The sequence below is a fragment of the Serratia liquefaciens ATCC 27592 genome, from assembly GCF_000422085.1.
GTDB lineage: Bacteria > Pseudomonadota > Gammaproteobacteria > Enterobacterales > Enterobacteriaceae > Serratia > Serratia liquefaciens.
On record NC_021741.1, the window covers coordinates 3,494,675 to 3,517,627 of the forward strand.

General features: G+C 55.5%; 19 protein-coding genes. 11 read left to right on the top strand and 8 right to left on the bottom strand.

The window, feature by feature from the left end; translation table 11 throughout:
* Positions 1–247 precede the first annotated feature (247 nt).
* The 9 genes from M495_RS16440 to yfaE all read left to right on the top strand — a co-directional run bounded on the left by M495_RS16440 (position 248) and on the right by yfaE (position 10,094).
* A complete protein-coding gene (locus M495_RS16440; RefSeq protein ID WP_020827807.1) occupies positions 248–934 on the top strand; it encodes an RraA family protein in 687 nt (228 codons plus the stop codon).
* Positions 935–1,004: 70 nt separating this feature from the next.
* The gene (locus M495_RS16445) at positions 1,005–2,309 is read left to right on the top strand and encodes an MFS transporter (protein WP_020827808.1); all 1,305 of its coding nucleotides are present in this window, start codon (positions 1,005–1,007) and stop codon (positions 2,307–2,309) included.
* A gap of 2 nt (positions 2,310–2,311) precedes the next feature.
* The gene (locus M495_RS16450) at positions 2,312–3,325 is read left to right on the top strand and encodes a zinc-binding alcohol dehydrogenase family protein (RefSeq protein ID WP_020827809.1); all 1,014 of its coding nucleotides are present in this window, start codon (positions 2,312–2,314) and stop codon (positions 3,323–3,325) included.
* 25 nt (positions 3,326–3,350) lie between these two features.
* Positions 3,351–4,112, top strand: coding sequence for an SDR family NAD(P)-dependent oxidoreductase (locus M495_RS16455; protein WP_020827810.1), 762 nt, complete (start codon positions 3,351–3,353; stop codon positions 4,110–4,112).
* A 73-nt stretch (positions 4,113–4,185) separates the two neighbouring features.
* Entirely contained in the window at positions 4,186–4,512 is a 327-nt protein-coding gene (locus tag M495_RS16460; RefSeq protein WP_020827811.1) for a UxaA family hydrolase, read from the top strand.
* A complete protein-coding gene (locus tag M495_RS16465; protein WP_020827812.1) occupies positions 4,505–5,734 on the top strand; it encodes a UxaA family hydrolase in 1,230 nt (409 codons plus the stop codon). Before M495_RS16460 ends, M495_RS16465 begins: the two co-directional genes overlap by 8 nt.
* Before the next feature lie 608 nt (positions 5,735–6,342).
* Positions 6,343–8,631: a class 1a ribonucleoside-diphosphate reductase subunit alpha gene (nrdA, locus tag M495_RS16470; RefSeq protein ID WP_020827813.1), complete on the top strand. Its 2,289-nt coding sequence runs from the start codon at positions 6,343–6,345 to the stop codon at positions 8,629–8,631.
* 68 nt (positions 8,632–8,699) lie between these two features.
* Entirely contained in the window at positions 8,700–9,830 is a 1,131-nt protein-coding gene (nrdB, locus tag M495_RS16475; RefSeq protein WP_020827814.1) for a class Ia ribonucleoside-diphosphate reductase subunit beta, read from the top strand.
* A gap of 3 nt (positions 9,831–9,833) precedes the next feature.
* The gene (gene yfaE / locus M495_RS16480) at positions 9,834–10,094 is read left to right on the top strand and encodes a class I ribonucleotide reductase maintenance protein YfaE (protein WP_041414773.1); all 261 of its coding nucleotides are present in this window, start codon (positions 9,834–9,836) and stop codon (positions 10,092–10,094) included.
* A 294-nt stretch (positions 10,095–10,388) separates the two neighbouring features.
* Here the strand turns inward: yfaE and M495_RS16485 are convergent, their stop codons facing one another.
* On the bottom strand, positions 10,389–11,585 hold the full coding sequence (locus M495_RS16485) for a nicotinamide mononucleotide deamidase-related protein YfaY (RefSeq protein WP_041414774.1): 1,197 nt from the start codon (positions 11,583–11,585) through the stop codon (positions 10,389–10,391).
* Between the two features lie 244 nt (positions 11,586–11,829).
* On the opposite strand from M495_RS16485, the gene tyrP reads away from it, so the two are divergent.
* Positions 11,830–13,038, top strand: a complete 1,209-nt coding sequence (tyrP, locus tag M495_RS16490; protein ID WP_041414776.1) for a tyrosine transporter TyrP — start codon at positions 11,830–11,832, stop codon at positions 13,036–13,038.
* A 50-nt stretch (positions 13,039–13,088) separates the two neighbouring features.
* Here tyrP and M495_RS16495 read toward each other — a convergent pair whose 3' ends face one another.
* Positions 13,089–13,631, bottom strand: coding sequence for a YfaZ family outer membrane protein (locus M495_RS16495; RefSeq protein ID WP_020827818.1), 543 nt, complete (start codon positions 13,629–13,631; stop codon positions 13,089–13,091).
* Between the two features lie 334 nt (positions 13,632–13,965).
* Here M495_RS16495 and katA point away from each other — a divergent pair, with 334 nt between their 5' ends.
* Positions 13,966–15,402: a catalase KatA gene (gene katA, locus M495_RS16500; RefSeq protein ID WP_020827819.1), complete on the top strand. Its 1,437-nt coding sequence runs from the start codon at positions 13,966–13,968 to the stop codon at positions 15,400–15,402.
* A 179-nt stretch (positions 15,403–15,581) separates the two neighbouring features.
* On the opposite strand, the gene menE is transcribed toward katA, so the two are convergent.
* The 6 genes from menE to menF all read right to left on the bottom strand — a co-directional run bounded on the left by menE (position 15,582) and on the right by menF (position 22,791).
* On the bottom strand, positions 15,582–16,967 hold the full coding sequence (gene menE, locus M495_RS16505; protein ID WP_020827820.1) for an o-succinylbenzoate--CoA ligase: 1,386 nt from the start codon (positions 16,965–16,967) through the stop codon (positions 15,582–15,584).
* Positions 16,955–17,926, bottom strand: coding sequence for an o-succinylbenzoate synthase (gene menC / locus M495_RS16510; protein WP_144079335.1), 972 nt, complete (start codon positions 17,924–17,926; stop codon positions 16,955–16,957). Before menC ends, menE begins: the two co-directional genes overlap by 13 nt.
* A gap of 11 nt (positions 17,927–17,937) precedes the next feature.
* Positions 17,938–18,795: a 1,4-dihydroxy-2-naphthoyl-CoA synthase gene (menB, locus tag M495_RS16515; RefSeq protein ID WP_020827822.1), complete on the bottom strand. Its 858-nt coding sequence runs from the start codon at positions 18,793–18,795 to the stop codon at positions 17,938–17,940.
* Positions 18,796–18,806: 11 nt separating this feature from the next.
* Positions 18,807–19,574, bottom strand: coding sequence for a 2-succinyl-6-hydroxy-2,4-cyclohexadiene-1-carboxylate synthase (gene menH / locus M495_RS16520; protein WP_020827823.1), 768 nt, complete (start codon positions 19,572–19,574; stop codon positions 18,807–18,809).
* Positions 19,574–21,247, bottom strand: coding sequence for a 2-succinyl-5-enolpyruvyl-6-hydroxy-3-cyclohexene-1-carboxylic-acid synthase (gene menD, locus M495_RS16525; protein WP_041414778.1), 1,674 nt, complete (start codon positions 21,245–21,247; stop codon positions 19,574–19,576). Before menD ends, menH begins: the two co-directional genes overlap by 1 nt.
* A gap of 251 nt (positions 21,248–21,498) precedes the next feature.
* Positions 21,499–22,791 carry an isochorismate synthase MenF gene (gene menF, locus M495_RS16530; protein WP_041414780.1) on the bottom strand — a complete coding sequence of 431 codons (1,293 nt, stop codon included), beginning with the start codon at positions 22,789–22,791 and terminating at the stop codon, positions 21,499–21,501.
* Between the last annotated feature and the right edge of the window lie 162 nt (positions 22,792–22,953).

Sequence of the window (22,953 nt, forward strand, 5' to 3'; positions counted from 1 at the left end):
TGAAAGCAATGCAGAAAACATCACGATATTTTCTTCTCTCAGACCACCACCACAATTCAACACCATCAACGGCCCCTTCCGGGCGGTTCTCGCCGCCATTTTACTAAAAATGTGAGCTTAATATCATATATAAAATCATCCCTATCAACCTGTTTGACAGGTTGATAGGTTGCGCGTAATTTTTCCTGTGCAAACACCCGAGCCTGCTCTTAAGGCCAAATAGAAATTGTCTTTTCAGGAGAAAAAAATGTGGTCGAATGATAAAGAGCTGTTCCAACTGATGCGCACCAAGCTGTTCCCCGCCGTTGTGGGGGATATTCTTGATACTATGGGATTTTTACATCAGTTTTTTGCCCCCTCCATTAAACCGCTTCAGATGAATATGGTGGTTGCCGGCAGAGCAATGCCAGTGCTCGAAGCCGATGTCTACGAGCTCAAATCCAGCTCTGGGCATAACGAAATCACCCAACAGCCTTTTGGGTTAATGTTTGAAGCACTGGACTCGTTGAAAGAAGACGAGGTGTACATCGCCACGGGAAGTTCTCTGCGTTACGCGCTTTGGGGCGGCCTGATGTCAACCCGGGCTCGTCATCTGAAAGCGGCTGGCGCCGTGCTGGATGGTTATGTACGCGACAGCAATGAAATCCTGGAATTAAATTTCCCCACGTTCTCACACGGCACTTATGCACAAGATCAAGGCCCCAGAGGAAAGGTGATCGATTATCGCGTTCCTATTGAATTTAACGGAATAAGGGTAAACCCAGGTGATATCGTCTATGGCGACCGCGATGGTGTATTAATCATCCCGCAAGAAGTTGAACGTGACGCCATTAGTTTGGCATTAGAAAAAGTCTCCACAGAGAATCGCGTCAGGACGGCCATCAGCAATGGCATGAGCACGGTAGAGGCATTCGAAACCTTTGGCGTAATGTAATTTCACTAAGCCCATAATATTGATTGGCAAGGTGGGTTTATATTTAGTCATACAATATGAGTATGCAATTATGAAACAGAGAAATAAAATAATAACACTCTTGTTTATAGCCAGCATTATTAACTACCTGGATCGGGCTGCATTTTCTGTTGCCATGCCCTATATAAAAGATTATCTACAACTCTCTCCTGCTGAAATTGGTGTCATGCTGAGCAGCTTCTTCTTCGGCTATGCCTTATTTAACTTCGTCGGGGGGTACCTGTCTGACATTTACGGCCCGCGCAAAGTGATGGCCATTGCCATGCTTACCTGGTCGTTATTCTGTGGTCTGACAGGGGTCGCTTTCAGCTACATCATCCTATTTATTATTAGAGTCATTTTTGGGATGAGCGAAGGCCCGGTCAGCACCAACATCAATAAGGTCATCACCCACTGGATCCCGATTCACCAGCGCGCACGCGCCATTGGTATTGCCAATGCAGGCAATCCACTCGGAGGGGCTATCGCGGGCCCCATCGTTGGATTCCTGATCATTATGTGGAACTGGCGAGTGGCCTTTATCATCCTCATGTCACTTGGCTTTGTGTGGACCTTCTTCTGGCTGAAAAACTTTACTGACCACCCTAAAGATCACCCGAAGACCCAGCCTATTGAAATTGAAGAGTTTGAAACGGCTCTGCACAATGCGCCGGTAAACCATGATACCCAGACCAAGCTGCCGTTTCGCTTTTATCTGACACAGCCACTGGTTTTGGCGACCGGCATGGCGTTCTTCGCCATCAACTATATTCTTTATTTCTTCCTGACCTGGTTTCCCAGCTACCTCTCAATGGCAAAAGGGCTGAACATTGCTGAAATGAGTATTGCCTCCTCGATCCCATGGTTACTTGGCAGTGTGGGCATGGTCATGGGAGGCGCTGTCTCCGATTATATTTACAAGAAAAGCGGAAGATTACTTTTTTCCAGAAAGCTGCTTATTGTTGTCGGTTTAATTGCCTCGTCTATATGCATCTGTATTGCCGGGATCGTCGACTCCGTGACCTTTGCCGTCATTATGATGTCCTTCGGCATATTCTTTATGTATCTGGCAGCATCATCGCCCTGGTCTATTATTTCCGACAGTATTTCCGCAGATAAAGTGGGTGGCGTGGGCGGCTTTGTTCACCTGCTGGCGAATACTTCAGGCATGATCGCCCCTATTCTGACCGGTTTTATTGTTCAATACAGCGGTGGCAGTTTTATTTCAGCCTTCGTATTAGCCGGTGTCGTAGGTATTTTCGGCGCATTAAGCGTAGCGTTATTTGTCAAACCCATTAATTCAAATAAAAAAGCACAACCTCTCACGGACACCTTAACAAACCTGAGGAAACAATAATAATGAAAGCATTAACCATTGATAAAAATTCCCATACCGAGTTCGTCGATATCCCTGAGGCCGTATGCGGTGATAATGATGTTCTTATTGATGTCCAGCGCGTCGGCCTCTGCGGCTCCGATTTAAATACCTACCGTGGGTTTAACCCCCTGGTTGTCTACCCTTGCATCCCCGGCCATGAAATTAGCGGCGAAGTTATCCGCACAGGGTGCAATGTCACGACGGCCAAACCGGGCGATCGTGTGGTGGTCTTGCCTTGTACAGAATGCGGGGTTTGCAGCAGTTGCCTCGCTGGCAGGCCGAACGCTTGTAAGCACAATCAAACGCTCGGCGTCCAGCGTCAGGGGGGTATGGCGCAAAGGCTGGTTATCCCAGCGAATAAAATTCTTGTTTGCAATGCCCTGAGCTTTGATGAACTGGCTCTGGTTGAACCTCTGGCCGTTGGGCTGCACGCCGCCCGTCGTGGTGCCATTCAGGTTGGAGAATGGGTGGCCGTGATAGGTTGCGGTGTCATTGGTCTGGGGGCCATAGCCGCTGCAGCAGCAATGGGAGCACGGGTGATCGCCATAGACATAGACGATCGCAAACAGGCCGTGGCTCTGGCCTGCGGCGCTTGCTCATTCCTCAATGGGACAAAGGTCGACCTCGCCGACGAGCTGGGCAGGATCGACGAAGGCCGTGGCCCGGCACTGGTCATTGAGGCCGCCGGGCAAACCTCTTCAATAGAGCAATCTCTCGAACTGGTCGCCTTTTCTGGCCGCATCGTTTACGTCGGCTACGCAAAAAAACCGGTTAACTACAACAGCGCGCTTTTTTTGCTGAAAGAGGTGGATATCCGCGGCTCACGAAACGCCACGGTGGCAGATTTTCGCGCCGTTCTGGCCTTGATGGAACAACAGCGCTATCCCCTGCATTCAATTATCACCACTCATTACCCGCTCGACCAGGCAGGTGAAGCCTTTATGGCGTGGGCAGCCGATCCTGGTGCCGTGACCAAAATACTTATCGCCTTTTAACCGCAATTAATCAGAGATTATAACTATGTTAAAAAATGCATTTTCACTCGAAGGTAAAACGGCATTAATTACTGGCGCGGCCAGCGGCTTGGGTTACGCAATGGCTGAATGCATGGTGGCCAGTGGCGCAAAAGTCATCATAGCCGACCTCAATGGTCCACTCGCTCAGCAGGCTGCTGAAAACCTCGGTCCTATGGCAACCTACAGTCAATTTAACGTCAGTGAAACCACCAAAACCCAGGCATGGGTGAACGGTTTGCTCGACCAGGTTGGGCAGATCGACATCCTGGTCAACAACGCGGGCAACCATTGCAAAAAGCCCATCGAGGAGATGAGCGTTGAGGATTTTGAATCCGTTCTTGATGTTCACGTTGTCGCAGCGTTTGCCTTGACCAAAGCGTTAGTCCCGCACATGAAGCAGCATGGCAATGCCAGCGTTCTGTTTACCGCCTCCATGACGTCATTTCTCGGACAGCCCTATGTCGCCGGCTATGCGGCGGCGAAATCGGCCTACCTGGGGCTTATCCGCGCGCTGACCACCGAACTGGCTGGGGCAGGCATACGCGTCAACGGCATCGCCCCGGGCTGGATCGACACACCCATGCTGCGGAAGGCCATTGAAGGAGATGATGAGCGCCGCAATAAAATTCTCGGACGAACCCCGATGAAGAAATTCGGCAAGCCAGAAGACATTGGCTGGGCCGCTACTTATTTGGCTTCAGAGGCAGCCGCCTTTATCAGCGGTCAGGTTCTGGTGGTTGATGGTGGCGCTCTGATTGGTTTCTGATTGATTAGCCAGTGCTATTGCTTGGTGATAGCACTGAATATCCAGTCTAAATAATAAGATCAGGAGGCCTATTATGGAGCAAGTCGCATACAAGATTAATGACGTTGATAATGTCGCTACGGCGCTAACGCCCATACAAACCGGCAAAGTCTCGGTTCGCGGCTGTGGGAATGACACCGTCATCGCCAATGAGAATATCAATATCGGCCATAAAATAGCGTTATGCCCCATTTCCATGGGCGACCCCATCATTAAATACGGCATCAACATAGGCAGTGCGACCCAAGCGATAAAAACCGGCGATTGGGTTCACCTGCACGTTATGCATAGCAACTATGACGAACGCTCATCCCATCTGGATCTGGTGACCGGTGCCCCTAAGGATGTCAAATATGAATAAGTTAGAAAGCCTGAAATCGGTGACGTGGTCAGGTTACCAGCGCCAGAACGGCACCAAGGGGATCCGCAATAAAATATTGGTTATTTACACCGTGGAATGCGCCCATTTTGTGGCCGATAAGATAACCGAAAAAGTGAATGACGCCGAAGTTGAAGCGGTTGGGTTTTCCGGTTGTACCGACAATGAGTACGCCGTAAGAATGCTGATCTCATTAATTCGCCATCCTAATGTCGGTGGTGTCCTTGCCGTAGGGTTAGGGTGTGAGTACATCCAGCCAGAGTGGCTCAGCAATATCGCAAAAGAAGAAGGAAAGCCGACGGCCTGGTTCTATATTCAGCAAACCGGCGGCACAAAAGGCAGTGTGGAGTTAGGCGTTGAGCATGTCAGGAGAATGCAGACAGAATTAACGCGCACCAGCCGAGTGCCTATGGGCTTTGCAGACTTGATTATCGGCAGTGAGTGTGGGGGCAGCGACTATACCAGCGGGCTGGCGGGCAATGTGGCGGTGGGCAACTTTTTTGATTGGTTGGTCGATGCGGGCGGTACGGCAATTTTTGAAGAGATCGTGGAAGCCATAGGCTTGATTGATATTTTGTCCCAGCGCGCGGCATCCGAAAGCGCTAAGGATGAAATCGTTGCCACCTACAATAAGGCGCTCGATTACTGCAAATCGGTGAGGCAATACTCGGTCAGTCCAGGAAACTTTGCCGGTGGACTATCCACAATCGAAGAAAAAAGCATGGGCGCCGTAATAAAGAGCGGCTCTCGCCCCATTCAAGGCGTGCTTAAAGTCAGCGGTTGTCCCCAGCGAAAAGGCCTATGGTTACTTGATAGCACGCCAGATCCTCACTGGATGCAATTTGGCATCACTAACCCTAATGATAATGAAGGGCTGATGGATCTTATCTCCTGCGGTAGCCATATTATCTTTTTTGTCACCGGTCGCGGCAGCGTAGTGGGCTCCGTGGTTGCCCCCGTGATAAAAATCACCGGCAACAGCCAAACGTTTGAAAACATGATTGATGATATGGATGTGGATGCCGGCCGGCTGTTAAGCGGGGCCATATCGCAACAACAGCTTTCTCTGGAGATCGCTCAATTGATAGTGACGATTGCAGCCGGGCAAAAAAGCAAAAGTGAGGAACAGGGCCATAAAGAATATTTTATTCCTTATAAATATCAAAGCAAAGAGGTGCTGATCCCCACGCGATGCGAAAGCTAGCCGTATCAACCGCCGTCAGTCGATGCCTAATAATGATCAATTTACGGGAGTGAGGCGACATGAAAGCTCCCGTAAACCTCTTGTGACGCAAACGCTCTATTGCGAAAGCAAGGGCTGGAGACCGCAATCTCTGGTCTGGTACCTATCACTCCCATCGCACGGACGAGAAACCGTGGTTAATGGCAGCCCTCATTTTGGGGTAAAGTAGCTACGTGGAATCACACAGGCAGACATTGGACAAAAGATTGCGCCAGCCCAGTGTTCTTCTTGTTTATGAATTTTTAGAACTTTGATGGCTAACAATATGCCGTTTTTTTCTAACGTTTAATAAAGCGGCAAACGATCACGTTTTTCTGATTATAGGGAAAATCTTATCCCGCTTATTGACAAGCTTGTCGCACCAGTCACAGCGCGCACTGCGAAAGACAAGTCACATTTCACCCCCAAGTTATCCACAAATTAGGCCACTTTTGTTCACTTGCAAACGCCCTGTTTTCTCACTATCTTGTTACCTCACCGACATACACCCCCTATATATAGTGTTTACATACTGAGCAGAGCTACTACACTTCTGCTTAGGGGCACCATACGGACAGGTAAAACACCACATGAACCAAAGTCTGCTTGTTACTAAACGCGATGGGCGTAAAGAGCGCATCAACCTCGACAAAATCCACCGTGTCATCGACTGGGCCGCGGAAGGGTTAAACAACGTCTCCGTTTCTCAAGTAGAGTTGCGTTCCCATATTCAGTTTTATGACGGCATCAAAACTGCTGATATTCATGAAACCATTATCAAAGCAGCAGCCGATCTGATCTCGCGCGACGCGCCGGATTACCAGTATCTGGCCGCGCGCCTGGCCATCTTCCATCTGCGTAAAAAAGCTTACGGTCAGTTCGAGCCGCCAAAGCTGCTCGCTCACGTGACGCGCATGGTAGAAATGGGCAAGTACGATAAGCATCTGCTGGAAGACTACAGCACTGAAGAGTTCGAGCAGATGGACTCCTTTATCGATCACTGGCGTGATATGAACTTCTCCTACGCGGCCGTTAAGCAGCTGGAAGGGAAGTATCTGGTGCAGAACCGCGTCAGCGGCGAGATCTACGAGAGCGCGCAGTTCTTGTATATCCTGGTGGCCGCGTGCCTGTTCTCCAACTACCCGCGTGAGACCCGTCTGGACTACATTAAACGTTTCTACGACGCGATCTCCACCTTCAAAATCTCACTGCCTACGCCAATCATGTCCGGCGTGCGCACCCCTACCCGCCAGTTCAGCTCTTGCGTGCTGATCGAGTGCGGCGACAGCCTGGATTCCATCAACGCCACTTCCAGCGCCATTGTGAAATACGTTTCGCAACGCGCCGGCATCGGTATCAACGCCGGTCGTATCCGTGCGCTGGGCAGCCCGATCCGTGGTGGTGAAGCCTTCCATACTGGCTGTATCCCGTTCTACAAACACTTCCAGACCGCGGTGAAGTCCTGTTCTCAGGGCGGCGTACGCGGTGGTGCAGCGACGCTGTTCTACCCGATGTGGCATCTGGAAGTTGAAAGCCTGCTGGTGCTGAAAAACAACCGTGGTGTTGAAGGCAACCGCGTTCGTCACATGGACTACGGCGTGCAGTTGAACCGCCTGATGTACCAGCGCCTGATCAAGGGCCAGGACATCACCCTGTTCAGTCCTTCTGACGTCCCGGGCCTGTATGACGCATTCTTCGCCGACCAGGACGAGTTCGAACGTCTGTATACCAAGTACGAGCAAGACGACAGCATTCGCCAGAAACGCGTAAAAGCGGTCGAACTGTTCTCACTGATGATGCAGGAACGCGCCTCTACCGGCCGTATCTACATCCAGAACGTTGACCACTGCAACACCCACAGCCCGTTTGATCCGCAGATCGCGCCGGTGCGCCAGTCCAACCTGTGCCTGGAAATTGCCCTGCCGACCAAACCGCTGGACGACGTCAACGACGAAAACGGCGAAATCGCCCTGTGTACGCTGTCCGCCTTTAACCTAGGCGCCATCGAAAGCCTGGACGATTTGGAAGAGCTGGCTACCCTGGCAGTGCGCGCATTGGACGCCCTGCTGGATTACCAGGACTACCCAATCAAAGCCGCACACCGTGGTGCCATGGGTCGTCGCACCTTGGGTATCGGCGTGATTAACTACGCTTACTATCTGGCGAAGAACGGCGTGCGTTATTCCGATGGCAGCGCCAACAACCTGACTCACAAGACATTCGAAGCTATCCAGTATTACCTGCTGAAGGCCTCGAACCGTCTGGCTCAGGAACAAGGGGCTTGCCCGTGGTTCAATGAAACCACCTATTCGCAGGGGATCCTGCCGATCGACACCTACAAGAAAGATCTGGATGTCATCTGCCAGGAGCCGCTGCACTACGACTGGGAAACCCTGCGTAAAGAGATCAAGGAAACCGGTCTGCGCAACTCGACCCTGTCGGCGCTGATGCCTTCGGAAACCTCTTCGCAGATTTCCAACGCCACCAACGGCATTGAGCCGCCACGTGGTCACATCAGCATCAAAGCGTCGAAAGACGGCATCCTGCGCCAGGTGGTGCCGGAGTACGAACGTCTGAAAAACGACTACGAGCTGCTGTGGGAAATGCCGAACAACGACGGCTACCTGCAACTGGTCGGTCTGATGCAGAAGTTTATCGACCAGTCGATCTCTGCCAACACCAACTATGACCCAACCCGTTTCCCGGGCGGCAAGGTGCCAATGAAGCAGCTGTTGAAAGACCTGCTCACCACCTACAAGTTTGGTGTCAAGACGCTGTACTACCAGAACACCCGCGACGGCGCGGAAGACGTCCAGGAAGATTTGTTGCCGGCCAAGGGCGGCGATGATGACTGCGAAAGCGGCGCCTGCAAGATCTAAAGTTTGAAACAGCGGGCCGGAACTCTTCCGGCCCCTTCATTTAGCCACGATACGATGGACTCAGGCTTATGGCTTACACCACATTTTCTCAGAATAAAAACAACCAGTTGCTGGAACCGATGTTTTTCGGTCAGTCGGTTAACGTTGCGCGTTTCGATCAGCAAAAACATGAAATTTTCGAAAAACTGATTGAGAAGCAACTGTCCTTCTTCTGGCGCCCGGAAGAGGTTGACGTTTCCCGCGACCGTATCGACTACCAGGCGTTGCCGGAACATGAAAAACACATTTTCATCAGCAACCTGAAATACCAGACGCTGCTGGATTCGATTCAGGGCCGCAGCCCGAACGTGGCGCTGCTGCCGCTGATCTCGATCCCGGAATTGGAAACCTGGGTGGAAACCTGGTCATTCTCTGAGACCATCCACTCACGTTCTTACACCCATATCATCCGTAATATCGTTAACGATCCGGCGCTGGTGTTTGACGATATCGTCACCAACGAAGAGATCCTCAAGCGTGCGAAGGACATTTCCGGCTACTACGACGATCTGATCGAGATGACCGGCTATTACCATCTGCTGGGTGAAGGCACGCATCAGGTCAACGGCAACACCGTTACCGTTAGCCTGCGCGCGCTGAAAAAACAGCTGTATCTGTGCCTGATGAGCGTTAACGCGCTGGAAGCCATCCGCTTCTACGTTAGCTTCGCCTGTTCATTTGCCTTCGCGGAACGCGAACTGATGGAAGGCAACGCCAAAATCATCAAGCTGATCGCCCGTGACGAAGCGCTGCACCTGACCGGTACCCAGCACATGCTGAACCTGATGCGCTCCGGTGCCGATGACCCGGAAATGGCAGAAATCGCCGTTGAGTGTCAGCAACAGTGCTACGATCTGTTCGTGTTGGCGGCCGAGCAGGAAAAAGAGTGGGCGGAATACCTGTTCCGTGACGGCTCGATGATCGGCCTGAACAAAGACATTCTGTGCCAGTACGTGGAATACATCACCAATATCCGCATGCAGGCAGTGGGCCTTGGCCTGCCGTTCGCCACCCGCTCTAACCCAATCCCATGGATTAACGCCTGGTTGGTCTCCGACAACGTGCAGGTTGCACCACAGGAAGTGGAAGTCAGCTCCTACCTGGTAGGGCAGATCGACTCGGAAGTCCATGCCGACGACCTGAGCGACTTCGAACTCTAAGCGATGGCATCATCAATCGTGACGCTGCGTACCACGGGTACGCAGCTTACCTGCCCCAAAAGTGAAAATTGCCTGCTCGACGTGCTCGAATTGCACGACGTTGAGGTGGAATATCAGTGCCGTTCCGGCTACTGCGGCGCCTGCCGCCTGAAGCTGGTAAAAGGTGAAGTGACCTACCGCCAACAGCCATTGGCGTTTATCAACCAGGGTGAAATCCTGCCTTGCTGTTGCATGCCGCTGACGGATATCGAGTTGGAAATCTGATTTTCAAGAACATCCTTCCATCACCTGAATATACCCTATGACTTTCGAGTTACAGCCAACAACGCTGCAGCTTGAAAGACGACGGGTATAAATACCAAAATCGTAATACATACAACGGCTAACGAGTGAAACACCTGCTTTAACTGCATGCTTGCCTCCTTGCTGTGAAGAGGCTAGCGTAACGGTGTCTAGGCGGTATGTGCAGCCCCATTCTGATTGAGAGTCAATACAGTTTGGGGCTTTCATCTATCCGCCTTGCCACACAATGCCCAAGACCAATAGTTTCAAGCCTCCCTATTCGATAATCTCCAGCGTCTCCAGCCAGGCATTCCTGCCGCATACCGGCCCACCGTTCAGCCACCGCCGCAGCATGTCTAGCGCCAGCATCGCCACCGACTCTTGCCTTAACCGCAGGCTATGCCGCGCAGCCCGATAACGTACCGTCTGCCCGATGCTGCCTTTTGGCGTATGCAGCCCAATGCTCACCCGATCGCCGCTCATGGCGCTGACCGCCAATGCCAGCTGCGCTCCGGTCAGTTCCGCCAACGAACGAGCGCGCGCCAACGTGGTTTCCAGCGTTTCCACGCAGTGCGACGGCAACAATTCACCACCGGCCAACGGCGCCCCTTCGCTCTGCAGTTGCAGATTGATCAGCCCGGCGCTGAACTGTTCGCTCAGCGCCAACTTCAACCCTTGCTGATTCAACCTCTGTGCCAGCACTGCCGGCAGGCCAAGGGTTCCTTCAAACAGGGTGTTATCACCCGCAACCTGACGAACCCGCTCCCACGCTTGCTCCATCGCCTCACGCTGGGCAACCGGGCCGGTCAGCTTCAGTTCAATGATCGGGCTGGAGGAACGATAACCCAGAACCACATCCGGCGGCAGCGGCATGCCGTCCAGCTCAGCAGCCAGATCGCTTTCCGAAGTACCAAAAGTGGTTAACCGCAGGCACAGCGGTGGTGCCGGTAAGGTAAAACGCTGACGCAGGCGCGGCACAATTTGCTGTTCGACCATCACTTTGAATTCAGATGGCACGCCGGGCGTGAAAAACATCATGCATCGGTTCAGTTGCAAAGAAAAACCACAGGCGGTGCCAACCGGATTGTCGAGCATCTCTGCGTTAGCGGGGATCTGCGCCTGCTTGCGGTTTGAGGCCGCCATCGGCCTGCCGCGTTCAGTAAAATACGCCTCGATACGCGCCATCCATTCAGCATGTTCAACCAGCTCGACGCCGCAGGCGGTCGCGGCCGCCTGAGCACTGAGATCGTCACTGGTCGGCCCCAGACCGCCGTTAACAATCAGCACGTCGGCGATATGACTGCGCTCCTGTAATGTTTCGATCAGAGAGGAGAGACTGTCCCCCACCGTTTCACGGCCGCTCATCGGCATGCCCTGCTGGAACAGATAGTCTGCCAGCCAGGCGGCGTTGGTATCTATAATTTGCCCGTGTAGCACCTCATCACCGGTGCTGAGCATCTCCACCCTTAACATTGATCTCTCCCACATTTTCCGATCTTTCCACTATAGAAGCCTGTAAATAAGTTTTCACTAGGCACCACCAGTTAATTTCGGTTAAAGGCATTTTTTTGCGAGATAGCGCAGCCTGCAACATCGTAAAGATAAGTTAACAGCACCCGTAACGTCCGTTTGACACGAAATATTCCATCAACTATCCTGCCGCACTTAGAATCAGTTACCTATAATTTTCCAAAATCTTTGGTTGATAGAGAAAAACGTGAAAAATCGCACGCTTGGCAGTGTATTTATCGTAGCAGGAACCACCATCGGCGCCGGGATGCTGGCAATGCCGTTGGCGGCGGCCGGTGTAGGCTTCGGCGTCACCCTGGCTCTGTTAGTCGGCCTGTGGCTGTTGATGTGTTATACCGCGCTGCTGCTGGTCGAAGTCTATCAACATGAACAGGCCGATACCGGCCTCGGTACCCTGGCAAAGCGCTACCTCGGCGGCGGCGGTCAATGGCTGACCAGCTTCAGCATGATGTTTTTGATGTATGCCCTGACTGCCGCCTATATCAGCGGCGCCGGTGAATTGCTGGCGGCCAGCATCAGCCAGTGGACGTCGCAGGACTTCCCCACCACGCTTGGCGTATTGCTGTTTACTCTGGTGGCCGGCGGCGTAGTCTGCATCGGTACCCACTCGGTCGATCTGTTTAACCGTATTCTGTTCAGCGCCAAAGTGGTGTTTCTGATTGTCATGCTGGGCCTGATGCTGCCCAATATCCACCAGACCAACCTGATGACGCTCCCGCTGGAGCAAGGGCTGGCGCTGTCGGCCATTCCGGTGATCTTCACGTCGTTCGGCTTTCACGGCAGCGTGCCAAGCATCGTGAACTACATGGGCGGCAACATCCGCAAGCTGCGTTGGGTGTTTATTATCGGCAGCGCCATTCCGCTGATAGCCTATATTTTCTGGCAGTTGGCCACGCTAGGCAGCATCAGCTCCACCACTTTCGTCGGTATCCTGGCACAGCAAGCCGGTCTGAACGGCCTGTTGCAGGCGGTGCGCGACGTCGTGGCTTCCCCACATGTCGAACTGGCGGTGCATTTGTTTGCCGATCTGGCGCTGGCCACCTCCTTCCTGGGGGTAGCGCTCGGGCTGTTTGATTTCCTGGCCGACTTGTTCAAGCGCCAGGATAACGTACGAGGCCGTCTGCAGACCGGTGCCATCACCTTCTTGCCGCCGCTGGCTTTCGCGTTGTTCTATCCACGTGGCTTTGTGCTGGCGCTGGGCTTCGCCGCCATCGCGCTGGCAGTGCTGGCGTTGCTGCTACCGTCAATGCTGGTGTGGAAAACGCGTCAACAGCATCAGGCGAAATACCGCGTCTGGGGGGGAACTCCGGCGCTGGCGGTGGTGTTTGTCTGCGGGGTGACGGTGATTGCCATTCAGGTGGGTATCGCCAGCGGTATCCTGCCGGCCGTCGGCTAATAGATTTTTCGATAAAACGAAGGGGCCAATTGGCCCCTTCGCTGTTTGTATCAGAAGCTCAGACCCACGCCAACATAAGGGCCATCGGCCAAGGTGTTGTCACGACGCCCGTCCTTACCTTGCATCTGAATATAGCGGTAACCCACATCTACGCTAAGCGGGCGGAAAACCGTCCAACGCAGGCCGCCGCTGGCTTCGTTGTAGGCCTTAACGCCACTGGTCAGTGATTCCGGGGCGAAATAGCCTTCGCCATGCAGGCTGAGAGAACGCGTGATTGCCCAGTCAAGACCGCCGCCCAGTGCCAAAGCCCCACCGCTCTTACCGTCCTTCGGGCTCAGATACAGCGCCTTGCCCCCTAACGTCGCAGTCAACGGCCCCAGTGGCAGGCCGAAGTTCAGCCCCAGGCTGCCAACGTTGCCGTTATGATCGCTACGGGCCCAGTTACCCGTTAAACCCAAACCGCTGGTGCCTGTGTCCTGACCGAAGCCGAGGTTGGTGTAATGCTTGCCGGCTTCGCCAGACAGGCTGAGCGCGTTCGCCGCACCGGTCATAAACAGCATGCTTGCCGCGCAGGCGACCAAAGTCTTTTTCATCGTCTATCCCTCTTGCTACTTCATCCATTAAGAATGATATGAGTTAACCCGTAATAATACCGTCACGAGTCTATACCAAACCACAACCAGTCCTTAAGGGATAAAAGCGAAAAAATTCTTCTGTAATCAAATGAATGTAAAGTTTTGCAAGGAAAAGCGTCCTCCCGGGTGGCAATAGCAACGATAACCCAGACCTATTTGCCGAGTGCGTTCAATAGGTCTACAACTAGTAGTGGCATTGATTAGGGTCAGGGTGAGAACGCCCTGGCGGATTATGATGAAAGCTTGAGTCGCCCAAGTCTTCACTCAATTGCAATACGATAAGGAGCAAGTGATGAGCAAGAAAGGACTGACCACCGCAGCCGGAGCCCCGGTTGTCGATAATAATAACGTGATCACCGCAGGTAAACGCGGCCCGATGTTGCTGCAGGACGTTTGGTTCCTGGAAAAGCTGGCTCACTTCGACCGTGAAGTGATCCCCGAGCGCCGCATGCACGCCAAAGGATCCGGCGCCTACGGCACTTTTACCGTCACCCACGATATTACCCAGTACACCCGCGCAAAAATCTTCTCTGAAATCGGCAAGCAAACTGACATGTTTATCCGCTTCTCCACCGTAGCCGGTGAACGCGGGGCCGCCGACGCCGAACGCGACATTCGCGGTTTCGCGATGAAGTTTTATACCGAGGAGGGCAATTGGGACCTGGTGGGTAACGACACCCCGGTGTTTTACCTGCGCGACCCGCTGAAATTCCCCGATCTTAACCACGTGGTCAAACGCGATCCGCGTACCAATCTGCGCAACCCGACTTATAAATGGGATTTCTTCTCGCTGTCGCCGGAAAGCCTGCACCAATTGACCATAGACTTCAGCGACCGCGGCATCCCGAAATCCTACCGCCATATGCACGGCTTCGGCAGCCATACCTTCAGCTTTATCAATGCCAACAATGAACGCTTCTGGGTTAAATTCCACTTCCGCTGCGAACAAGGCATTGAAAACCTGATGGATGACGAAGCCGAGGCGATCATTGCCAAAGACCGTGAAAGCTCACAGCGCGATTTGTATGAAGCCATCGAGCGGGGTGATTACCCGCGCTGGAAACTGCAGATTCAGATCATGCCGGAACACGAAGCCTCGCAGACGCCTTACAACCCCTTCGATCTGACCAAGGTATGGCCGCACGGCGATTACCCGTTAATCGACGTTGGCTTCTTCGAGCTGCACCGCAACCCGGAAAACTACTTCGCGGAAGTGGAACAAGTGGCGTTGAACCCAGCCAACGTAGTGCCTGGGGTCAGCTTCTCGCCGGATAAAATGCTGCAGGGTCGCCTGTTCTCTTACGGGGATGCCCACCGCTACCGTCTGGGCGTTAACCATCATCAAATCCCGGTTAACGGTGCAAAATGCCCGTTCCACAACTACCACCGCGACGGCGCGATGCGCGTGGACGGCAACAGCGGTAACGGCGCGACCTACGAGCCAAACAGCTTTGGCTTGTTCCAGGAGCAACCGGACTTTAGAGAGCCACCGTTGAGCATTGAAGGAGCTGCCGACCACTGGAATCACCGTGAAGACGGGGATTACTTCAGCCAGCCGCGCGCGCTGTTCAACCTGTTGAGCGCGGAAGAACATCAGCGTATGTTCACCCGTATCGCCGGTGAGCTGTCGCAGGTGCCGGAACAGATCCAGCGCCGTCAGGTCGATTTGTTCACCCAAGTGCATCCGGATTACGGCGCTGGCGTAGCCAAAGCGCTGGGGCTGAAATAACCGTCGGCAGTCACTGAGGCCGTTGACAAAGTGCTCTGTTGTTTAATGGTAGGGGCGCTGCATGCTGCGCTCAATAGCATAATCAATGGGTTAAATCGGGTCGAACATGTTCGCCCCCTACTGGTTTAGCCGTTTCGCAGGTTTGTCAGCAGTCTGAGGCCGCCTTTGGGCGGCCTTTTTTATCGATGGGATAACTGTTCAGCCACCCATTGCTGCAGTTGACGGCGGGAGATCTTGATCCCCCCGGTTTTCAACTCGGCGGGCATCGTCAACAAAGCAACCGGCCGTTGGAAATTCACCAGACGATCCTGCGACCACGCCAGCAGCTCTTCCAGCAAAAGCGGTACCCCACTGTCGATCACTGCCACCGGTCGTTGGCCAAACTCGGCGTCATCCACCGGCACCACCACCACCTGCAAGATCTGCGAGTGAGCCGCCAGCACGCGTTCGATATCCTCCGGCTGAATGCCTTCCCCACCGCTGAAAAACAGATTATCCAACCGGCCAATGATCCGCAGTTCACCCTGTTCCATGACGCCGCGATCGCGGGTATGAAACCAGCCTTGATCATCGACGAGCGGCAGCAACGCACCGCGTTGCCAATATCCCAACGCCAGACTCAGCGCACGGATCCACACTTCCTCATTCACCAGCTTAACTTCCCGACCAGCCAATGGCAGCCCAACGCCTGGCAGCCCGTCAGCGCGCTTGGCACACACCGTGGAAGCCAGTTCGGTCAGACCGTAGCCGCACCAACAGCGAATGCCTGCCGCCTCCGCCTGCGCGGTCAGCTCTGGCGGGATCATCGCGCCCCCGAGCAGCACTTTCTTCAACGTCAGCGCCGCCAGAGGCTGCGCCAGCAAACGCCAAAGCTGTGTCGGCACCAGCGAGGCATGGGTACACCCTGCCAATGCGTCAGCCAGAGGATGCATATCACGCACCACCAGTCCGGCCCCCGCCGCCAGCCAGCGCCAGACAATGCCCTGGCCGGAAACGTGAAACAGCGGTAAAGACAGTAGCCAGCGGTCCTGAGGTTGGAAGTCCATCAGCCGCAGTACGCCTTCGGCGCTGGCCAGATGCGCGGCATAGCTGTGCGCAGCGGCCTTTGGTCTGCCGCTGGAGCCCGAGGTCAAGGTCAGCGTCGCCAGCCGTTGCGCATCCCAGCGCGGTGGATTCAGCCAGCGAGATTCGGTAGAGGGAGGGGTTAAAGGGATGATCGTGGCCGGTAAGGTCGGTAACCGGTCCGGACTGAAAGCAAAATCGATATCCAGGTCAGGCAGCAACGTCGCCAACTGGGCCGCGGGCAGCGCCGGATTCAACGGCAGCAGGCGCGCACCGCACTGCAACAGCGCCAAATAAGCCAACAGCAACGGGTAGCTGTTCTTGCCGCATAACGCCACGCCACAGCTGGGCTCGACGCCCTGATGCTGAAAATCTGCCGCCAGCCTATCCACCTGACGGCGCAACACCAGCCAACTCACCGGCTGGTGCCCCACCGTTACCGCCGTCGCCTGTGGCCGTCGCTGCGCCCACTGCCGCCACGGCCAGTCTTTTAGCTGCGCCATAAACACTCCAGCGCTGATGTATCCAATAGCGGCTGTTCGCTGTCCGGCCAGGGGCGTAGCAGCTGCGCCTGCATCAGATCCAGCGTGTCCAGTCCAGGTACGGTATTCGGCGTCAGCCAGTGCGCGATGCGTGCCAGTTGCGTCAACCCCAGGCTCGATTCGATGCTGGAGCTGATCACCGCCGTTAACCCCGCCGCATGGGCCTGCTCCACCAAGGTACGGCAACGAACCAGACTGCCGGTCAAGGTTGGTTTAATGACGATCGCTGCCACGCCCGGTTCAGCCTGTACCACAAAGTCCGCCTCGCGCACGCTTTCGTCCCAGGCGATAGCAATGCCGGTCGCCAGCGCGAAATCCCGCGATTCATCACGGGTTTTGCAAGGCTCTTCAAGGAAAGCAATGCGTTCACGCAGCGCCGGTGCCACGTATTTAGCGAACCCGTCCGCCTTGGCACGAGTCCAACTGCGGTTGGCGTCCAGCCGCAGACGCAAATCGGGCAGGGCTTCCAGCAAGACGTTGACTATCATGCCGTCGCGCACCGCCTCATACAGCCCAACCTTCATCTTGGCAACTTTCTCTCCCGGCAGCGCGGTCAATACCGCGAACAGCTCGTCAGGATCGCCGGTACACAGCGGCGCTTTGCGGTAATCTGCCTGCAGCGGCAACCGCTGTTCCAATTCCGCCAACGCGCAGCTGGTGCCGAACGCTACCGAAGGCAACGGGCTGTCTGACGGCAAGCTCCCGCCTTGCCAGTCCTGTACCCAACGCAGCGCAGCCTGCTCGGCCTGCGCCAGCGTTTCCTGGCTGAACTCCGGCAGCGGCGCTATCTCACCCCAACCTTCCTGCCCGCCCTGCTGCAGATGGATCAGCAAACCATCGCGGGTTTTCAGCCGCTGGTTGCGCAGCACCACGCCAGCCTCCATCGGCAGGCTGTAACGGTAAACGGCGGCGTTACGGATCGGAGCATTCATTACGGATTACGCTTGAATTTGCTGAAGTCCGGCTGGCGTTTTTCGTTGAACGCGTTGCGCCCTTCCTGACCTTCGTCAGTCATGTAGAACAGCATGGTGGCGTTACCCGCCAGCTCCTGCAGACCGGCCTGACCGTCGCAGTCGGCATTCAGGGCCGCTTTCAGGCAGCGCAGCGCCATCGGGCTGTTTTGCAGCATTTCACGACACCAGCGTACGGTTTCTTTTTCCAGGCTCGCCAAGGGCACCACGGTGTTGACCAGGCCCATGTCCAGCGCGGCGGCAGCATCATACTGACGGCACAGGAACCAGATCTCGCGCGCTTTCTTCTGGCCGACGATACGTGCCATGTAAGAAGCGCCCCAACCGCCGTCGAACGACCCCACTTTCGGCCCGGTCTGGCCGAAGATGGCGTTATCCGCCGCGATGGTCAGGTCGCACATCATATGCAATACGTGACCGCCGCCGATCGAATAGCCGGCAACCATCGCCACCACGGGTTTCGGGCAGGTGCGGATCTGGCGCTGGAAGTCGAGCACGTTCAGATGGTGCACGCCGCTTTCATCCTGATAACCGCCGTAGTCGCCGCGCACTTTCTGATCGCCGCCGGAGCAGAAGGCTTTGTCGCCGGCGCCGGTGAGAATAATGGTGCCGATGCCGTCGTCGTAGCGGGCATTGGACAGCGCTTCGATCATCTCTTTCACCGTGTGCGGCCGGAAGGCATTACGCACCTGCGGACGGTTAATGGTGATTTTAGCGATGCCGTCGCTGGACTTGTGGTAGAGGATATCTTCGAAATCACCGGAGCAATCCTGCCACTCGATGGCGGCGTACAGCTGTTCTTCATTCGGATAGAGCATGTTCTGTTCCTTTAACCAGGGTTAACGAGAAAAGTGCGCAGTTCGGCGACGAAATCCTGCGGGTTGGCCAGGTGCGAGTTATGCCCGGCCTGCGGCACGATGCGTAACGGCAACCCGGCGTCACGCGCCAACTGCTGAAATTTGTGATCGTCAGCACCGCACAACACCACCAGCGGTATCGCCAGCTGTTGCAATTGCGGCACCAGACAGGGCTGCTTGCCCAGCGAAGTGGCTTCCAGCATGTCCGCCACTGCCGCGCCGGAATTGTCCTTGCGGGCACCGATCAGCGCATCGCGGTGCACCGCGCTGAGATTGGCGAAGACCGGCTGCTGGTACCAGTCCGCCAGCACCTGTTCAATGGGTTCGTGGCGGAAACGTTCCGCCCAGGCCGCATCATGCGTCAGACGTTGAGCACGCAGGGCCGGATCGGCCAGTCCGGGATTGCCGCCTTCAATAATTACCCCTTGCAGGCCGGTAGTGTCGCCGCAGCAGGCGTGGTACATGGCTATGCGCCCACCCAATGAATAGCCCACCAGCCAATAGCGTTCGATACCGTGCATCTGCAAGGTGCTGCTGATTTGCGTGCTGATATCGTCAAAGCTGCTGCAGGTCACCGCAACGGAATCGCCGTGGCCCGGCAGGTCGATCGCCAGCGACGGCCACTCCGGGCAGCGGGAGGCGATCACCCGCCATTCATTGTTGTTGCCCAACAGGCCATGCAGCCAGATTAACCAGGGCCGATCGGCTTCGCCCTGTTGCAAGACTTTTGTCGCCAGCATTATTGCTCCGCCATCTGTTGCACCAGATGCTGCAACGTCTGTGCACCATCGCTCGGCGGCACCTGCAGCTCAATCAGCGTGGCACCGCTGTGGCGCCACCCCTGTTCCACCGCCTGCAGCAACTGTCCCCAGTTTTCCGGGCGGGCGTAAGCGAGTTGGAACATCGCTGCGGCATGGCTGAACTCCACGTCCTGCGGCATGCAGTAGAAGCGCTGCCGGTCTTCTTCCGGCGTTGGCAGCAATGAAAAAATCTGGCCGCCATTATTATTGACCACGATCAGCACCGTTGGCGCAGAGCATTGACGCAGCAGCGCCAGCGCGTTCAGGTCATACAGGGCGGAAAGATCTCCCACCACCGCCAGCGTTGGTTTGGCGGTGGCCCGCTGCACGCCTGCGGCGGTAGAGATCAGGCCGTCGATGCCGCTGGCACCGCGGTTACTGAACACCGGATAACCCGCCGGCAAGCGGGTCAAGGCATCAATCAAGCGTACGATCAGGCTGTTGCCCAGAAACAGCTGGCCGTTTTCCGGTAGCAGCTCCGGCAGGCGGTGCGCCAACTGCGCCTCGCCAAAGCGGTTGACCAGGTGGCCCGAGACCGCGTCCAGCGCGTTATCCGCCAGCTGCGTCAGTTCATCTGCCCAAGGGGTGTGAGGCTGGGCCGGGTGCAACTCAAGCCACTGCGCCACGCTGGAACGAATGCGCCGCCCCCGGTGGTGCGCCGGGTCGAGTCGCCCCGGTAAATCGTCGATCAACCAATATTCCTGCGGCTGGCACTGCTCCTGCCACTGCAGCAGGCGTTTACCGGTCAGGCTGCTGCCGAACTGCACCACTAGTTGCGCATCCGCCAGCCGTTTTTGCGCCTGCGGCTGAGCCAACCATAAATCGGCACAGGGCAGCGGTTGCCCGGTCTGAGACAAGACGTCGCCTATCAATGGCCAGCCGAGCATGGCGGCCCATTGCGCCACCTGCTCACCCTCCTCCGCACTCATGCGGCCTGCCACTACCACGCCCCGTTTTTGCCGCCAGAAGAACCAGTCTGGCTGTTTGAGCACCACGTGTGGATCCATTTCGCGCAGCCAGGGCTGGCTGCCTTGCCACCAGTCGCCAAGCGTCGCGGACCAATCGTCGTACTGCTGCTCATCGCCGCCGTACAGCGGTTCGGCAAAGGGGCAGTTAATATGCAGCGCGCCGTGATGCAAACGTGCCATGGCGCTGTCGAGGGTGGAAACCAGCCAACTGGCGGAAATATCCGGCGTCGGGCGCGGCAGATCGAGACTCAAAGATGGGTGGCTGGCATACAGGCCGTTTTGGCGGATGGCCTGATTGGCACCGCAGTTGATCAGCTCAGGTGGACGATCGGCAGTGAGAAACACCAGCCGTTCGCCGGTCAGCCCGGCTTCGATCAAGGAAGGGTACAGGTTGGCGGCCGCGGTGCCGGAAGTGACGATGACCGCCACCGGCTCCCGCGACGCCTTCGCCAGGCCAAGCGCCAAATGGCCCAGCCCGCGCTCGTCAAAATGGGTATGGCAGATAAAAGACTTGTTGGCCGCCGCAGCCAGCGTCAAAGGCGTAGAGCGCGATCCCGGAGCGATACAAACATGCCGCACTCCATGGCGAGCCAGCGCTTCCAACAGCAACGCCGCCCACCGGCGATTAAAAACACTTGTCGACATAGTTCGCTCACAAGTCGGTTAACAGAATCTGCCTCTGGCACCCGCCGATCGGCGGCATGCCAAAATGATGTTCTGCATTATATGAGTAGTTATCTTTACGACTTTTGCGCCAGCGCAAAAACGCCGTACATCCCGGTGACTTTATGGTAGACAATTAATTGATTTAGAACAAAAAATAAACATAAAAATCACACGCAGTTTACACTCACCGCGCCGTTCTCTCAATAAATCCGTAACCCAAGCAGGGAAATTCAGGGCAAAGCGTCTGGCTGTAACAACGTCAGCAACCCAGCGGCCTTGTTTTCGATCTCCAGCCACTCTTCAGCGGCGTCGGAACCGCTCACGATACCGGCCCCGGCGTACAGCCGTAATCGGTCGCCGTCTAACTGCGCGCAGCGTAGCGATACGCAAAACTCGCTGCGGGACGCGGACAAATAGCCGGCAGAACCGGCATACCAGCCGCGGGAGAAGGGTTCATGCTGCAGGATAAATTCGCGTGCTGCCTGACGCGGCAAGCCGGCGACCGCCGCCGTAGGCTGTAACCGATGCAAGCAATCGGCATCGTCCTCACGTTTCAGCCGGCCTTCAATACGGCGCCGCAGGTGCTGCACCTTACGCAAACGCACCACTTCCGGCGGTAACACATCCACGGCATTAGCTCCCCCTTGCAGGCGCTGGCAGATGTCGTCCACCACCAGCAGATTTTCACGCCGGTTCTTGCCATCCTGCAGCAGCCATTGCGCCAGGGCCTGAGCCTGTTGGTGTTCGGGGTGATTAGCCACGGTGCCCGCCAGAGCTTCCGTCAGCAGTTGACGCCCCTTGCGTAGATACAGCCTTTCCGGGCTGGAACCGAGAAAGGCGGAATCTGCATCAAATCGCAGCATATAGTGGTAACATCGGTGGTTCACTCTGCGGCTGGCTTCCATCATCGCCGGCGCAAACAGCGGGCCATCCAGCGTCAGTAGCGTACTGCGCGCCAACACCACCTTCTCCATCTGTTGCCGATCTATCGCCTTCAGCGCTTCGTGCAACATGGTTTCCCACCCGGCACGTTCCGGTTGATGCTGCACCTTTCTCACTTTCGCCTTTAATGGCGTCATAGGCCGTGCAGCCACGCTATTTTCCAGCCAGCACTCGGCGACGAGCGCATCGTCGCGTAGCGAGCTTTCAGAAAACAGATTCAGCATTAAATGTGTTTCACCCTCGCGGGTCAAAATTTCCAGGCGTGGCAAAAATAAATGCGCCATGCCATCGAAGGCGTTCAGCCCCCACACACGCGCACCTTCATGCGCCTTGAGAAATGCCTGTGCTTGTTCCGGTTGGGTAAACAGGCGCAGAGCACCGCAGGCCGCGGCCTCTTCATGCCCGTCGCGATGATGCCAGTAAAACTGAGGGAATGTCGGCTGTGCCGCTAACCATGCCAGCAAGGGAGTGGTCAACGGCGCGGGAACGGGAAGTGCAAGCTGGCGGAAGCCGCCCGCCACGGGAAAATGTTGTTCAAACTGTCGGCCTAATAGCCGCAGCAATGCCGAAAGTTGTTCCACGGCCACCTCAATAACCAAACTTAATGTAGGGAATTATACGGTAAATCAAGGATCAACGGCGGAAAAATAGCGTCATAACGCCAACGGCAGGGCCCGCAAATTGTTTATTAAAATTAAACAATCAGCTCAAAAAGCGGCCAAGAATGCATTGTACGACTATAC

Bases quoted from the DNA above. Each gene is read 5' to 3' on its own strand.
- nrdB (WP_020827814.1), top strand. From the start codon at position 8,700: ATGGCTTACACCACATTTTCTCAGAATAAAAACAACCAGTTGCTGGAA.
- yfaE (WP_041414773.1), top strand. From the start codon at position 9,834: ATGGCATCATCAATCGTGACGCTGCGTACCACGGGTACGCAGCTTACC.
- M495_RS16485 (WP_041414774.1), bottom strand. From the start codon at position 11,585: ATGTTAAGGGTGGAGATGCTCAGCACCGGTGATGAGGTGCTACACGGG.
- M495_RS16460 (WP_020827811.1), top strand. From the start codon at position 4,186: ATGGAGCAAGTCGCATACAAGATTAATGACGTTGATAATGTCGCTACG.
- M495_RS16465 (WP_020827812.1), top strand. From the start codon at position 4,505: ATGAATAAGTTAGAAAGCCTGAAATCGGTGACGTGGTCAGGTTACCAG.
- M495_RS16495 (WP_020827818.1), bottom strand. From the start codon at position 13,631: ATGAAAAAGACTTTGGTCGCCTGCGCGGCAAGCATGCTGTTTATGACC.
- menE (WP_020827820.1), bottom strand. From the start codon at position 16,967: ATGGCGCAGCTAAAAGACTGGCCGTGGCGGCAGTGGGCGCAGCGACGG.
- M495_RS16440 (WP_020827807.1), top strand. From the start codon at position 248: ATGTGGTCGAATGATAAAGAGCTGTTCCAACTGATGCGCACCAAGCTG.
- menB (WP_020827822.1), bottom strand. From the start codon at position 18,795: ATGCTCTATCCGAATGAAGAACAGCTGTACGCCGCCATCGAGTGGCAG.
- M495_RS16450 (WP_020827809.1), top strand. From the start codon at position 2,312: ATGAAAGCATTAACCATTGATAAAAATTCCCATACCGAGTTCGTCGAT.
- menD (WP_041414778.1), bottom strand. From the start codon at position 21,247: ATGTCGACAAGTGTTTTTAATCGCCGGTGGGCGGCGTTGCTGTTGGAA.
- M495_RS16455 (WP_020827810.1), top strand. From the start codon at position 3,351: ATGTTAAAAAATGCATTTTCACTCGAAGGTAAAACGGCATTAATTACT.
- nrdA (WP_020827813.1), top strand. From the start codon at position 6,343: ATGAACCAAAGTCTGCTTGTTACTAAACGCGATGGGCGTAAAGAGCGC.
- katA (WP_020827819.1), top strand. From the start codon at position 13,966: ATGAGCAAGAAAGGACTGACCACCGCAGCCGGAGCCCCGGTTGTCGAT.
- menH (WP_020827823.1), bottom strand. From the start codon at position 19,574: ATGCTGGCGACAAAAGTCTTGCAACAGGGCGAAGCCGATCGGCCCTGG.
- M495_RS16445 (WP_020827808.1), top strand. From the start codon at position 1,005: ATGAAACAGAGAAATAAAATAATAACACTCTTGTTTATAGCCAGCATT.